At 61.0% G+C, this 12,881-nt stretch carries 11 protein-coding genes; 8 read left to right on the top strand and 3 right to left on the bottom strand.

Translation table 11 applies throughout. From position 1 onward, the window contains the following. The first annotated feature begins 42 nt into the window (after positions 1-42). The 6 genes from dhaK (at position 43) to EJ997_RS06080 (ending at position 7,304) form a co-directional block, all read left to right on the top strand. Entirely contained in the window at positions 43-1,044 is a 1,002-nt protein-coding gene (gene dhaK, locus EJ997_RS06105; protein WP_126703778.1) for a dihydroxyacetone kinase subunit DhaK, read from the top strand. A gap of 2 nt (positions 1,045-1,046) precedes the next feature. Then, entirely contained in the window at positions 1,047-1,676 is a 630-nt protein-coding gene (gene dhaL / locus EJ997_RS06100) for a dihydroxyacetone kinase subunit DhaL (RefSeq protein WP_126703777.1), read from the top strand. Then, positions 1,673-2,365 (top strand): dihydroxyacetone kinase phosphoryl donor subunit DhaM, encoded by a 693-nt coding sequence (dhaM, locus tag EJ997_RS06095; protein ID WP_228201604.1) that lies wholly within the window; start codon positions 1,673-1,675, stop codon positions 2,363-2,365. The genes dhaL and dhaM overlap by 4 nt, the downstream gene beginning before the upstream one ends. 256 nt (positions 2,366-2,621) lie before the next feature. Beyond that, a complete protein-coding gene (gene smc, locus EJ997_RS06090) occupies positions 2,622-6,167 on the top strand; it encodes a chromosome segregation protein SMC (RefSeq protein WP_126703776.1) in 3,546 nt (1,181 codons plus the stop codon). Between the two features lie 286 nt (positions 6,168-6,453). Beyond that, a complete protein-coding gene (locus tag EJ997_RS06085; protein ID WP_126703775.1) occupies positions 6,454-6,693 on the top strand; it encodes a hypothetical protein in 240 nt (79 codons plus the stop codon). Continuing rightward, a complete protein-coding gene (locus EJ997_RS06080) occupies positions 6,690-7,304 on the top strand; it encodes a nucleoside/nucleotide kinase family protein (RefSeq protein WP_126703774.1) in 615 nt (204 codons plus the stop codon). The genes EJ997_RS06085 and EJ997_RS06080 overlap by 4 nt, the downstream gene beginning before the upstream one ends. A gap of 20 nt (positions 7,305-7,324) precedes the next feature. Here the strand turns inward: EJ997_RS06080 and EJ997_RS06075 are convergent, their stop codons facing one another. The 3 genes from EJ997_RS06075 to tdh all read right to left on the bottom strand — a co-directional run bounded on the left by EJ997_RS06075 (position 7,325) and on the right by tdh (position 10,086). Continuing rightward, complete coding sequence (locus tag EJ997_RS06075; protein ID WP_126703773.1) at positions 7,325-7,582, bottom strand: FitA-like ribbon-helix-helix domain-containing protein; 258 nt, start codon at positions 7,580-7,582, stop codon at positions 7,325-7,327. Between the two features lie 246 nt (positions 7,583-7,828). Then, positions 7,829-9,028 (bottom strand): glycine C-acetyltransferase, encoded by a 1,200-nt coding sequence (locus EJ997_RS06070; RefSeq protein WP_126703772.1) that lies wholly within the window; start codon positions 9,026-9,028, stop codon positions 7,829-7,831. Further along, the gene (tdh, locus tag EJ997_RS06065) at positions 9,025-10,086 is read right to left on the bottom strand and encodes an L-threonine 3-dehydrogenase (RefSeq protein ID WP_228201619.1); all 1,062 of its coding nucleotides are present in this window, start codon (positions 10,084-10,086) and stop codon (positions 9,025-9,027) included. The genes EJ997_RS06070 and tdh overlap by 4 nt, the downstream gene beginning before the upstream one ends. Positions 10,087-10,376: 290 nt before the next feature. Here tdh and ftsY point away from each other — a divergent pair, with 290 nt between their 5' ends. Both ftsY and rbsK read left to right on the top strand, forming a co-directional pair. Further along, entirely contained in the window at positions 10,377-11,564 is a 1,188-nt protein-coding gene (gene ftsY / locus EJ997_RS06060; protein WP_126703770.1) for a signal recognition particle-docking protein FtsY, read from the top strand. Between the two features lie 358 nt (positions 11,565-11,922). Continuing rightward, positions 11,923-12,834, top strand: coding sequence for a ribokinase (gene rbsK, locus EJ997_RS06055; protein ID WP_126703769.1), 912 nt, complete (start codon positions 11,923-11,925; stop codon positions 12,832-12,834). The last annotated feature ends 47 nt before the right edge of the window (positions 12,835-12,881 follow it).

Raw genomic sequence — 12,881 nt, 5'->3', positions numbered from 1 at the left:
TAGTGTGGGGTGGAACACCATGATCTGGCCAAAGGAGTCCCAGTGAAAAAGCTCATCAATGATCCACATAATGTCGTCATCGAATCAGTCCGCGGCTTTGCCCTTGCACACGCCGAGCACGTCACGGTCCAAGAGGACCCCATGTTTGTTGCCCGCGCACAGGAGAAGGAGTCCGGCAAGGTCGCTCTTGTCTCCGGTGGCGGCTCGGGCCACGAGCCGCTCCACGCTGGCTTTGTCGGTCACGGCATGCTTGACGCTGCCGTTCCCGGCGCCGTCTTTACCTCGCCCACCCCGGATCCGATCCTGGCTGCAACACAGGCCGTTGACCGCGGGGCTGGCGTCCTCCACATCGTCAAGAACTACACGGGCGACGTTCTCAACTTCGAGACCGCGGCAGAGCTTGCAGAGGCTGAAGACATCAAGGTGGCTTCCGTTGTCGTCAACGACGACGTAGCTGTCGAGGACTCCCTGTACACCGCCGGACGCCGTGGCGTTGCTGGCACCATGCTTGTTGAGAAGATCGCAGGCGCTGCCGCCGAGCGCGGTGACGACCTCGAGGGCGTCACGGCCGTTGCTCAGCGCGTCATCGACAACGTGCGTTCCATGGGCGTGGCACTCACGGCCTGCACGGTTCCGCACGCGGGCAAGCCTTCCTTTGACCTGGATGACGACGAAGTAGAGATCGGCATCGGCATCCACGGTGAGCCGGGACGGCACCGGATCCCCATGGCAACCGCCGATGAGATCACCGACCAGCTTCTCGACCCGGTCGTCAAGGATCTGTCCTTGGCCGGTGGCGAGAAGGTTATCGTCCTCGTCAACGGCATGGGCGGAACCCCACTGTCCGAGCTCTACATCATGTATGCCCGCGTTGCGAAGCGCCTGGGTGAACTGAACGTTGAGGTGGCTGGTAGCCTCGTTGGCTCCTACATCACCAGCTTGGAGATGCAGGGAGCATCGGTCACGCTGCTCAAGGCAGACGATGAGATGATCGAACTGTTTGAAGCCCCCGTTAACACGGTGGCCTACCGAAAGGGAATGTAAGCATGACACTTGGTAAGGATTGGGCAATCGCCTGGATCGAGGGATGCGTCAAGACCGTGTCCGAGCACAGAGAAGAGCTGATCGAGCTTGACCGTGCCATCGGAGACGGCGACCACGGTGAAAACCTCGACCGCGGCTTCACGGCCGTTAAGTCGAAGCTGTCCAGTGCCGATGTGTCGAACTCCGGAGACGTTCTCAAGCTAGTTGCCACGACACTCATGTCGACCGTGGGCGGCGCCTCCGGTCCGCTTTTGGGAACGGCCTTCCTTCGAGCATCGAAGGAAGTAACCGCCGATAACCTTGGACCCCGCGACGTTGTTGCGATGCTGGAAGCTGGCCTCGCCGGCATCCAGGCTCGCGGAAAGGCGGACGAGGGGGAGAAGACCATGGTTGACGCTTGGGCCCCCGCCGTACGCGCAGCCGAGAAGGCCGCCAAGGACGGACTCGCCCCCGAGGCTGTTCTCCGTGCCGCAGCGGATGCTGCTCAGGCCGGTGCCGTCGCAACGGGACCCCTGAAGGCCACGAAGGGACGTGCCTCCTACCTGGGTGAGCGTTCCATCGGTCACCGCGACCCGGGAGCCACCTCGAGCGCCTACCTGCTGGAAGAGGCTGCTAAGGCGGCAGAGAAGTGAGCATCGGCGTCGGTCTCGTCCTCGTCTCTCATTCCGACTCCCTCGCCAAGGGGCTTGCTGAATTAGCGAGCCAAATGGCAGAGGATGTGGAAATTGTCCCGGCCGGAGGCCTGGATGATGGAAGCATCGGAACGTCGTACGAGAAGATCGAGGCCGCGATCACCGGTCTGAGGAAGAAGGGCCTCGCGGTCCTTGCCCTGACCGACCTGGGATCGGCGACGATGACGGTGGAAGCCGTCCTTGAGGCCCTCGAGGACCGCGAAATCGTCTTCGAGGACGCACCGTTCGTTGAAGGAACGATCGCCGCAGCGGTGGCAGCCCAGCAGGGCTCCGAGCTGTGGGATGTTGCGGGAGCCGCAACCTCCGCAGCTATCCTCTACGCGGAAAAGCTCGACACGACCCCGATGTCGGACTCCGGTAGCGAGGACGCCGAAGGCGTCTTCAAGCGGGACGCCGTTGTTGCTGACGAGGCAGGGCTTCATGCTCGGCCCGCCGCACAGATCGCGGCTCTTGCCGGCGAGTACGACGGTGAGATCCTGATCAACGATGCGGAAGCAGATTCGATCATGTCGATCATGGCTCTCGGGATTAAGAAGGGCGAGACCGTCACCGTTTCCACCCAGGACCCCAAGTGCTGGGCCGGCGTTGACCGGATTGCTGAAGCAATCGCCGAAGGACTCGACAAGTAATCGAGAACTTCACGAAACCGGCGGGCTAATAACCATAGCCATAACCAAGAGACACGAAGAGGTGGAGGGTCGAGGAAGCTCGGCCCTCTACCTCTTTAGTGCGTTATTTCCGCATGGTCAGGAAGGATCCTCAAGGCCGATCTGGTCCGGCTTGGTCCAGACTGTTCCAGCCTGACTCCCTCGTTGGGCCTCTTCCTGTCCGATGACACTGCTCTACCTGCACAATCATCGCTGTTTCGTGTCCTAAACTGATTCAGTGCATCTCAAACAGCTGACGCTCCGCGGTTTCAAGTCCTTTGCGACCGCGACAACGCTGACCTTCGAACCGGGAATCAACTGCGTGGTTGGCCCTAACGGCTCAGGTAAGTCAAACGTTGTTGATGCTCTGTCGTGGGTTATGGGAGAGCAGGGAGCGAAAACCTTGCGCGGTGGCTCCATGGCCGACGTGATCTTTGCGGGAACCGCTGACCGACCGGCGCTTGGTCGTGCCGAAGTGTCGCTCACGATCGACAACTCGGATGGTGCGTTGCCGATCTCCTATACGGAAGTCACAATCTCCCGCACCCTGTTCCGTTCGGGTGGCTCCGAGTATGCGATCAACGGATCCCCGGTTCGTCTTCTCGATATCCAGGAACTGCTCTCCGACACCGGCATGGGACGGGAGATGCACGTCATTGTGGGCCAGGGCAGGCTTGACTCGGTCCTGCAAGCAACACCCGAGGAACGGCGCTCCTTTGTCGAAGAGGCTGCCGGTGTTCTCAAACACCGCAGGCGCAAAGAGAAAGCCATTAGGAAGATGGAGTCAATGGAGGCAAACCTCCACCGACTCTCCGACCTCACTGCCGAGCTCCGCAGGCAACTCGGCCCCCTCGCCAGGCAGGCGAAAGCCGCGCGTAGCGCACAGGTGATCCAAGCCGATCTGCGCGACGCTCAGGCACGCCTCCTCGCCGACGATATTGCTCAGGTGCAGGCGCGCCTCAGCGCCGCCGAGGAAGACGAGACACGGCTCAAAGCGCGTCGGGATGAGCTCGTTGGCAAGCGCAATGCGGTCCGTGAAGAAGTGGGACTCCTCGAAGAGGAGCGATCCCGCGCCAACCCCGTGATCGCCGATCTCACGGAATCCTGGCAGCGTCTCTCAACCCAGGCAGAGCGCTTCAGCTCGCTGGTGACCCTCGCCGGTGAGCGCGCACGCTCACTGTCCACCCACCAGGAAACCCAGCGCAGGGAATCACCCGAAGAGCTCCGTTCCCGGGCGGCGACCGTGCGCGCCGAAGAAACCGAACTCCAACACCGTCGCGACGAAGCAGAGCGCTTGCTCAATAGCTCGATCGAGGCACGTGAGAAGGCGGAAGCCAGCGAGAAGGAACTCGACCGCGAAATCTCATCCCTAACGAGCGCTATTGCCGACCGAAGAGAAGATGCGGCACGACTATCGGGGCGCATTGTTACGGCGACGAGCCGGGTCCAGTCGCTAGAGGAAGAACGGGAACGCGTCGAAGCGTCCCGCACCTCCGCCCAGGATCGCCACGAGGATGCTCGGGCAAAGGTCGCCACGGCAGAAGAATCGATCGTTGCACACGACGGTGGCGGCGACGAGCTGTCGAAGCAACACGAAGCGCTCGCGGAGAAACTCGCTGAAGCAAAGGCCGCTCTCAACGAAGCGCGCAACAGGCAGTCGGATGCTCGGGGACGCAGGGACGTTTCCCAGACCCGCGCGGAAACCCTTGCCCTGTCCCTCGAACCGGAGGACGGCTCTGCCGATGTCCTGGAGAACGTTGTCGGTGTAACCGGCTGGTTGCGCGTTCTGCTAGAAGTTGAGGACGGCTGGGAAGCCGCATCGGAAACCGCTCTCGGGGGTGTTGCTGGTGCACTCACTGCCGAAAGCGTTGACTCTGCCGTTGCCGCGATCCGCTACGTTCGCGAAGGCGACGGCGGCCGCGTTGTTCTCGTTGTTGAAGGCGAACAGCCGGAGGCTGACGTTGCCAAGCAGGAGCGTGCGCGCGTTGCACTGAAGAGCGTTGGTGAGTCGGCGGAGGATGCGATTTTGGCAACCGATGCCATGCGCGGGTGGGACGGCCTCGAAGCCGCTTTGGCAGGAACGATTCTTGCCGCCGATCTGACGTTGGCACGCAGGCTCGTGGAAGCAGGCGCCCCGCGCGTTGTCACCCGCGATGGTGATTCGATAGGACCGCACTCCGCCCGCGGCGGCTCCGTTTCGGAAGCCTCGATCCTTGCGAGACAGGCCGCCGCACGTGCCGCTCAATCCGAGTCCGATCGGGCAGCAACGGACCTTGTTGCGGCTGGCGAGGACGTTGAGAAAGCTCAGGAACACCTCGATGAGATCGAAGGTAGATACGCGGAAGCGGCCTCCGAACTCCACACTCGTGACGCTCAGCTTGCCGCCGCCACGGCAGAGCTTGGTGTGCTCCGACAGTCTCTGACTGCCGCACGCGGCGAGGTTGAAAGAAACACGGCGCGACTGGAGAAGATCGCCACTGAGCTGGCCGAGCGCAAGGATGAACTGGCACGCCTCGAATCGGACCGGGAGGCCCGCGACGTGGCGCCCGAAGATCTCGAGGGCAGGCTTTCTGCGGCGCAGGCCAGCAAAGAATCTCTGCATGAGAAGACCGTGGCTACTCGTTCCGAAGAGACGGAGGCGAGGCTTGCCCTGCGAGTAGCGCAGGAGCGCGCCACGGTTATTGCTGGCAAGGCCGATGCTTTAGAGCGTCACGCTCGTGCGGAAGAAGCACGGCTTATCGAGGAGCAGCGCAGGCTTGCCCGCCGAGCGCACCATGCGAAGATTGCCCAGCAGGTTGCGGAACTCGCCGGATCAACCCTTGAGAAGGTTGAAATTGCGCGGGATACTGCGGCACGGCTACGCAGGGAAGCTGAGTCCGGTCGCGCCGATCGAGACATTGCTCTGGCTCAGGCCCGTAAACGACTCGATGAAGTCCAGGAGAGCCTGACCGAGGTTGACGATGCTGCCAACCGGCGGGATATTGCCCGCGCCGAGCAACGCATCATTCTGGAACAGCTCGAGGAGAAGGCACGCGCCGAACTGGCCATGGACGGGGGAGACCTCGTGGGCGAATTCGGTCCTCTCGTCGATGTTCCCGGTGAAGACGGTCCCACGCCTTACGTTCGCGAGGAACAGCAGAAACGTTACGAGCAGGCCCAGCGGAAGCTGGCCCGCCTTGGCAAAATTAACCCGCTTGCCCTCGAAGAGCACGCAGCCCTCGAGGAGCGCCACACCTACCTGTCGAATCAGCTCGATGATCTGCGCAAATCAAAGGCCGATCTCGTTCAGATCGTCAATGACATCGACGAGAAGGTCCAGGCCGTTCTGAGCGACGCGTACCGGGATGTGCAAGACGCGTTCGTTCACGTCTTCTCGACACTCTTTCCGGGTGGCGACGGCAAGCTCGTTCTCACGGGAGATGATCCGCTAACGGCAGGTATCGAGATTGAGGCCCGGCCACCCGGCAAGCGAGTCAAGCGGCTCTCGTTGCTGTCCGGTGGTGAACGGTCCCTGACGGCGCTCGCGTTCCTTGTCGCGATCTTCAAGGCGCGTCCCTCGCCCTTCTACGTCCTCGACGAAGTCGAGGCCGCACTGGATGACGTGAACCTCGGACGAATGCTGACGATGTTCAAGGAACTACAGAACTCCTCCCAGCTCATCGTCATCACCCACCAGAAGAGGACGATGGAGATCGCGGATACGATCTACGGCGTCGCCATGCGAGATCAGGGCGTCTCCACCGTCATCTCCCAGCGCCTCAAGGACATCCGGCCGACCGAATAGCGGGAGTGCATGGGCTGATTGACTAGCGGGAGGCAACGATTCATAGCCAACGAAAGACTGTGCGGGTTGGCCGGGCGAGTGGGACCGAACCGAAGAGTTGCAACCGCATCCGCAACCGCGCCGGTATGCCAGGCCAAGTAACGTAGCCCGTTCCTGTCCTATTTGGAACGGGTATCGATAGTGTTGACATAGCACGGCGTTGTCCAGTGAGTTAGGACGTTACAGTTTGATCACGTGGCCGTGTCTCAACGTGCAAAGCCATGACCAGCGAGGACATAATAGAGGCGTGTCGTTCGGAATGATTCTTGCCATCCTTGGCCTTGTTGCTGTACTCGTCGCTGTCGCCATGCTCGTGCGACGAGATCCCGATGCTGCTCAGACGTGGGACGAGACCCGCGGCCTCGTGCAGGGTTCCTACAGTGCGCTCAGAAACCGCGAGCTTGGGAATTACGCGGATGATATTGATGATGTTTCCCTCGGAGAGTTCTTCTCTTCCGGCACTGAAAAGAACCCCGGCCGCTCATGACGCGCTTCCGGCTTCCACCGGAGCTACTTGATCGCGCCCGTGGGTTCCGAACCCGAACAATTCTTGGCATTGCGGGAGCACCCGGTGCCGGGAAATCAACTCTTGCAGCAGCGGTGAAAGAAGCGCTCGGTGACAGGTGCGCAGTTGTCGGCATGGATGGTTTCCACTACACGAACGAAGAGCTGGAGCGACTCGGGCGGCGCGACCGTAAAGGTGCCCCCGACACGTTCGATGCATACGGCTACATTGCACTTCTTAACCGACTCCGCACCGAGCAACGGGATATCTACGCGCCCGCCTATCAGAGAGGCATTGGTTACTCGATATCCGGAGCAGTTCGGATACCAGCCTCCGTTAACCTCGTCATCACCGAAGGCAACTATCTGCTCCTTGATGAGGAGCCCTGGTCCGGAGTCAAAAACCTTCTCGACGAGTCCTGGTACGTGGACCTCGATGGCCCGACCCGCATCGCGCGCCTAATCGAACGGCACGTGGAATCCGGGAAGACACGAGAGAAAGCTGAAGCGTGGACCCTCGGCCCCGACCAGGCCAACGCCGAACTTATCGCTTCATCACAAGCACATGCGGACAAAATCATTACGCTGACCTGAGCAACCCGATCGATAGCTCTCTACGACGTTGGTTGTGCGGGGGCTGGCTGGTCAAAGTGGGCACAGCATGCAAGACTATCGCGCACCGGAATCGGCAGGCCATCAATTCCACCGGCTCCTGCGGTAGCCAGAAGTAGTGCCATCCCGAAGTTTCGGTGCACGGCTGTCGTGAGAATGTCGCGAACCTCCGCTTCCACGGAGTACCCGTGCTTCCTTGCCTGGACTTCGAGCTGACGCAGAACGCACCCACCGAGCCCGCGCACAATAACCGCCTCCATGGCGGAGCACCTCCTCAACTTCTCAAGAGTCGAACCCCTCAATAACCGCAAGCGGAAGGCAACGGGCTATGCCAGGGCACGATCGACTTTCCGATCAAGAGCGAGCGGGGCACCGCAAGAAGAATCTTGCCATGCCCCGCAGACATGACCGACCCTGCTCGAACCCTAAGTCCTGGGAAACCGCGTTGTGGACATTTTGCAGGAACGGTGAATTGTTGCCTCGGTTAGGTGGTTGTCGTTGATGGGTTACTTGCTGTCTTCTGCCTGGATTCGGTCCCGGGATGCGACGAAGGCGTCGACGCACGCATCGATGTCTGCCTCGGTGTGGGCCGCGGATAGCTGAACGCGGATCCTTGCTTCCCCTCGGGGAACGACCGGGAATGAGAAGGCGGTGACGTAGACCCCGAGCTTCAGCATGTCGTCGGCGATCTTCGAGGCAAGCAGCGCCCCGTCTTCTCCGGGGAACATGACGGCAATGATCGGGTGCGAGCCAGGCAGGAGGTCGAAGCCGTCGTGGGCCATGCGAGATCGGAAATGATCCGCGTTCTTTGTGAGCTGCTCCCGCAGATCATCACCTTCCTTCGCGAGGCGTAGAGCGACGCGGGCTCCGGCCACGAGGGACGGAGCAACGGCGTTGGAGAACAGGTAGGGGCGGCCGCGTTGCTTGAGCAGGTCGATGACTTCCTGAGGGCCCGCGACGTAACCGCCGGAAGCACCACCCAGGGCCTTGCCGAGGGTACCGGTGAGGATATCGACACGGTCCGCAACACCGGCTCGCGCGTGAGTTCCTGCGCCCTTTGGTCCGATAAAGCCGGTGGCATGCGAGTCGTCGACCGCCACGGCTGCTCCGTACTTTTCGGCGAGATCGCAGATCTCTTCGAGCGGAGCGAAGTAGCCGTCCATGGAGAACACGCCATCGGTGATGATGAGGATGCGCCGGGAACCCTGAGCATCCTTGAGTGCCTCTTCGAGCTGAGCCATGTCCCGGTTGGCGTAACGGAACCGCTTCGCCTTGGAGAGTCGAACACCATCGATGATCGAGGCATGATTGAGAGAGTCGGAGATGACTGCGTCATCGGCGGTCAGGAGGACCTCGAAGAGGGCCCCATTGGCGTCGAAGCAGGAGGGGAAGAGAATTGCGTCCTCGGTTCCCACATATTCCGCAATTTCCTTCTCGAGGTTGCGGTGCTCTTCGTGGGTGCCGCAGATAAAGCGCACAGAGGCTGCACCGAAGCCAGCATGATCAAGGCCATCGTGAGCGGCCTGAATGATCTCTGGGTGGTTGGCAAGTCCCAGGTAGTTGTTTGCGCAGAAGTTCAGGGCAGGTCCCTGAGAGGTTGTGATGTGGGGGCCCTGCGCGGAGGTGAGGAGCCGCTCCCGTTTGGTGAGGCCTGCGGATTCGATGTCTGCCAGCTCGGTGGCGAGCTGGTCGGTGAACGTCATCATGAGTTTCTCCAATCGATGAGGACCTTGCCGGCGGTACCGGAAGAAGCAGCCTCGAAGGCCTTCTCCCAGTCATCGGCATGGAAGCGGTGGGTAATAAGAGTGCGGAGGGCCTCCCGTAGCGGCTTCGAGGACAGGAGGATGGTGGTGGCCGTGTACCAGGTGTCATACATTTCCCGGCCGTATACGCCCTTGATCGTGATCATGCGGGAAATGACGCGATTCCAATCGATCGCATAGGGAGCGGAAGGTAGGCCGAGCATGGCGATCTGACCGCCGTGCGTCACGTTGTCGATGATCGAAGCCATGGCACGCGGATTCCCCGACATCTCGAACGCGACGTCGAAGCCCTCCTTCATGCCAAGTCGCTCCTGGACCACTTCGAGGGACTGCCTCGCTGTGTTGACGAGGCAAACCTCGCCGTAACCATCGAAGGCCTTCTTGGCAAGATCGAGGCGTTCGTCGGAAATATCCGTCAGAACAACGTGGCGGGCACCGGAGTGCCGCGCGATCAGGGCCGACATGATCCCGATAGGGCCGGCGCCGGTGATGACAACGTCCTCGCCGGTGAGCGGATACTGGAATGCCGTGTGTACGGCATTGCCGAAGGGATCGAAGATCGCTCCGAGCTCCGGATCGATCTCGGCGGGCTGGACCCACACGTTGTCGGCAGGGACCGTCACGTACGTGGCAAAGGCACCGTTGCGATCCACCCCGATTGAGGAGGTGCGGATGCACATGTGGTGGCGGCCTGCCCGGCAGTTGCGGCACCTGCCGCACACGACGTGTCCCTCAACGGAGACGCGGTTGCCGACCTGCAGTTCGTCCTTGCGGTCGCCCTGCGCCACGCCGTCGCCAATCTCAACGATCTCTCCAAAGAACTCGTGGCCGATGGTTTGTCCGGGGGAGACATGCTTCTGCGCAAAGTCATCCCACGAAAGAATGTGCAGATCTGTTCCGCAGAGCCCTGCGTACATGACCTTGATTTTGACCTCGCCCGGGCCTGCGTATGGCTCTGCGACATCGTGGAGTTCCAACCCTGGTCCCCGGTGTGGTTTCACCAGTGCTTTCACACCGTCCTCCTTCTATTGCGGTAGCAATACACTAGCGTGATATGGCGCCGGGGACCGGCCGAACGTCGACGGAACGAATCGCAGAACTACCTCGGCTGGAGCTTCTCCAGCGTTCAATGAGAGCCCATGCGGATGGCTCAGACGGTATGTCAGCAGGACGGATTCGTGCCTCCGCGATGTCCTTTTTATGCCGTTGACGAGGGAAAAGAGCAGGGCTGGACTGTGAAGATTGCCCTTGCAAGGTGTACTCGCGCTAGAAGATAGGGGAAACTGGGAGCATGCCAGAAACGCTCTATATTGTTATCGCTGTTGTGGTCGTCCTTGCCGCGATCATCGGCCTCTATGCTGGGTCGAAGAAGCGCAAGTCTGACCGGTTCCGTCTGGACGAATCCACCACCCCCGTTATTACCGATGAGGAGGCGAGGGCCCAGGACGAGGCCGACGCCGCGGTCGGAACGCTCGATCCCGATGTCATCGAGGATGACGTATCGGTTGATGAGGCTCCGTCCGTTCCCACACTCGAACGCCCCGAATCCGTTCCTTCCCGCCTCCAGCGGCTCCGTGCCCGTCTTGCTCGCTCGGGCAGCATGGGCAAGGCCCTTCTTTCCATTCTTTCCCGTGGTGACCTTTCCGAGGACGACTGGGACGAGATCGAGGAAACCCTCCTGGCTGCCGACGTTGGCCTCGAGGCCAGCGACGAGCTCATGGAGAACCTCCGGACCGAGACCAAGGTGCGCGGCACCACCGATCCCGAGGTTGTCCGCGAGATCCTCCGTGAACAGCTCCTCGCCCTCGTGAATCCGGATATGGACCGCACACTCGACACCGTCCCCGGTGTGGGTGACGACGGTGCGCACCACCCCGCCACCGTTCTCGTTGTCGGAGTTAACGGCACCGGTAAGACCACCACTATTGGCAAGCTTGCCCGCGTTCTCGTTGCAGAAGACAAGACAGTTGTCCTCGGTGCGGCAGACACGTTCCGCGCCGCCGCGGCCGATCAGCTAGCCACCTGGGGCGAGCGCGTTGGTGTCGACGTTGTTCGCTCCGACGTGGAGGGAGCCGATCCGGCTTCCGTCGCTTTTGAAGCTGTTGCCGAGGGCCGCCGCCAAGAAGTTGACGTGGTTGTTGTTGACACGGCGGGCCGCCTCCAAAACAAGGCCGGCCTCATGGACGAGCTTGGCAAGATCAAGCGCGTCATGGAGAAGCAGGCGCCGGTCCGCGAGGTCCTCCTCGTTATCGACGCCACGACCGGTCAGAACGCCATGTCCCAGGCCAAGGTGTTCTCCGAAGTCGTTGGCATCACCGGTATCGTCCTCACCAAGCTGGACGGCACCGCCAAGGGCGGAATCGTCATCAACGTGCAGCGCACCCTCGGTGTCCCCGTGAAGTTCGTGGGACTCGGCGAGGGAGCAGACGACCTTGCACCGTTCGATCCCGAAGGCTTCGTCGAGGCGCTCCTCTCGTAAGCAATTCGTTCGATTCACTCTTTGGTTGATGCCCTCCCCGGAGGGCATCAACTCTCTTACGGAACAGTTATCGCCCAGCGGGAGTTCGCCTCCCGCGTTGAGGGAATGCTGCCGACTGGTGTCCGAGTCGAACGCTGTTGCGAGGCAAAGCTGGTGACCGTTACCTCCTGTGGGAAGTTCTCCCTCCTGCCATCGAGCAAACAGCAGTGTTCGCGGCGTACACTCCGAGTATCGGGACAGCGGGATATCGACCCGACCGGGCACGGATGGTTACCAGCCTTCCTTATCGCTTCCCGCAGCTGGCTTTTATATTTCCCTTCAACCTCGCGTCGCTGTCGACGCGGCAGAAAGGTCCGTCATGGATATCGCAGTTGTCGGTTCGAACAATGTTGACCTCATTACCTACATTGACCGCATGCCGAAGGAGGGGGAGACAATCGAAGCCCCCGAGTTCGAGATGGGATGCGGAGGCAAGGGCGCGAACCAGGCTGTCGCCGCCTCTCGCCTTGGGGCCACCGTCCGCATGGTCACCCGGGTAGGCAACGACATCTTCGCGGCAAACACCGTGAAGAACTTCGACGACAACGGGATCGACACCGAATGGGTTCTCGAAACCACGGGCAGCTCGGGGGTTGCCCCGATCTTTGTCGATAGGGAATCAAACAACTCGATCATCATCGTCAAGGGCGCGAACGGTCTTTTGTCGCCCCAGGATGTGGCGGATGCTGGGGATGCGATTGGGGAGTGCAAGCTCCTCGTCCTTCAGCTGGAGATCCCGCTCGAGACCGTTTATGCCGCGATCGACCTTGCTGTCGAGCGAGGTGTCCCCGTCCTTCTCAACCCGGCGCCTGCCGATACTCGTCTGGATCCCGAGTACGTCGCCAAGTGCACATATTTCGTTCCGAACGAAACGGAGCTCTCGCTTCTTGCCGGTAAGGATCTTGAGACCATCGAGGAGATCACCGAGGCAGGTAAGAAGATCCTCGCCGAATCCAAGCTCGAGAACATTATCGTGACGCTCGGCTCCCGCGGTAGCCTCTGGCTGACCGAGACCGACGAGGTCCTCATCGACTCAACGGTGGTGGAAGCGGTTGACTCCACGGGTGCTGGAGATGCGTTTATCGGTTGCTTCGCCACCCGAATCGTCAAGGGCGACAGCGTTCCCGATGCGCTGATGACAGCATCCCGTTACGCTGCTAACTCCGTCACGAAGAGGGGAACCCAGTACTCCTACGCAACCGCCGAAGAGTTTGAAAACTGGGCTCCGTAAGTCCAGGAAGCTGCGCCTTCTCGTAGGGTGAAAACCACACTAATTAT

The organism is Flaviflexus ciconiae (assembly GCF_003971195.1).
Lineage (GTDB): Bacteria > Actinomycetota > Actinomycetes > Actinomycetales > Actinomycetaceae > Flaviflexus > Flaviflexus ciconiae.
This window is presented reverse-complemented; position numbering and strand designations above follow the sequence as displayed.

Excerpts from the sequence above, each read along its gene's own strand:
- EJ997_RS06080 (WP_126703774.1), top strand. The coding sequence starts at position 6,690 with ATGACGCGCTTCCGGCTTCCACCGGAGCTACTTGATCGCGCCCGTGGG.
- EJ997_RS06075 (WP_126703773.1), bottom strand. The coding sequence starts at position 7,582 with ATGGAGGCGGTTATTGTGCGCGGGCTCGGTGGGTGCGTTCTGCGTCAG.
- rbsK (WP_126703769.1), top strand. The coding sequence starts at position 11,923 with ATGGATATCGCAGTTGTCGGTTCGAACAATGTTGACCTCATTACCTAC.
- EJ997_RS06070 (WP_126703772.1), bottom strand. The coding sequence starts at position 9,028 with ATGATGACGTTCACCGACCAGCTCGCCACCGAGCTGGCAGACATCGAA.
- dhaL (WP_126703777.1), top strand. The coding sequence starts at position 1,047 with ATGACACTTGGTAAGGATTGGGCAATCGCCTGGATCGAGGGATGCGTC.
- ftsY (WP_126703770.1), top strand. The coding sequence starts at position 10,377 with ATGCCAGAAACGCTCTATATTGTTATCGCTGTTGTGGTCGTCCTTGCC.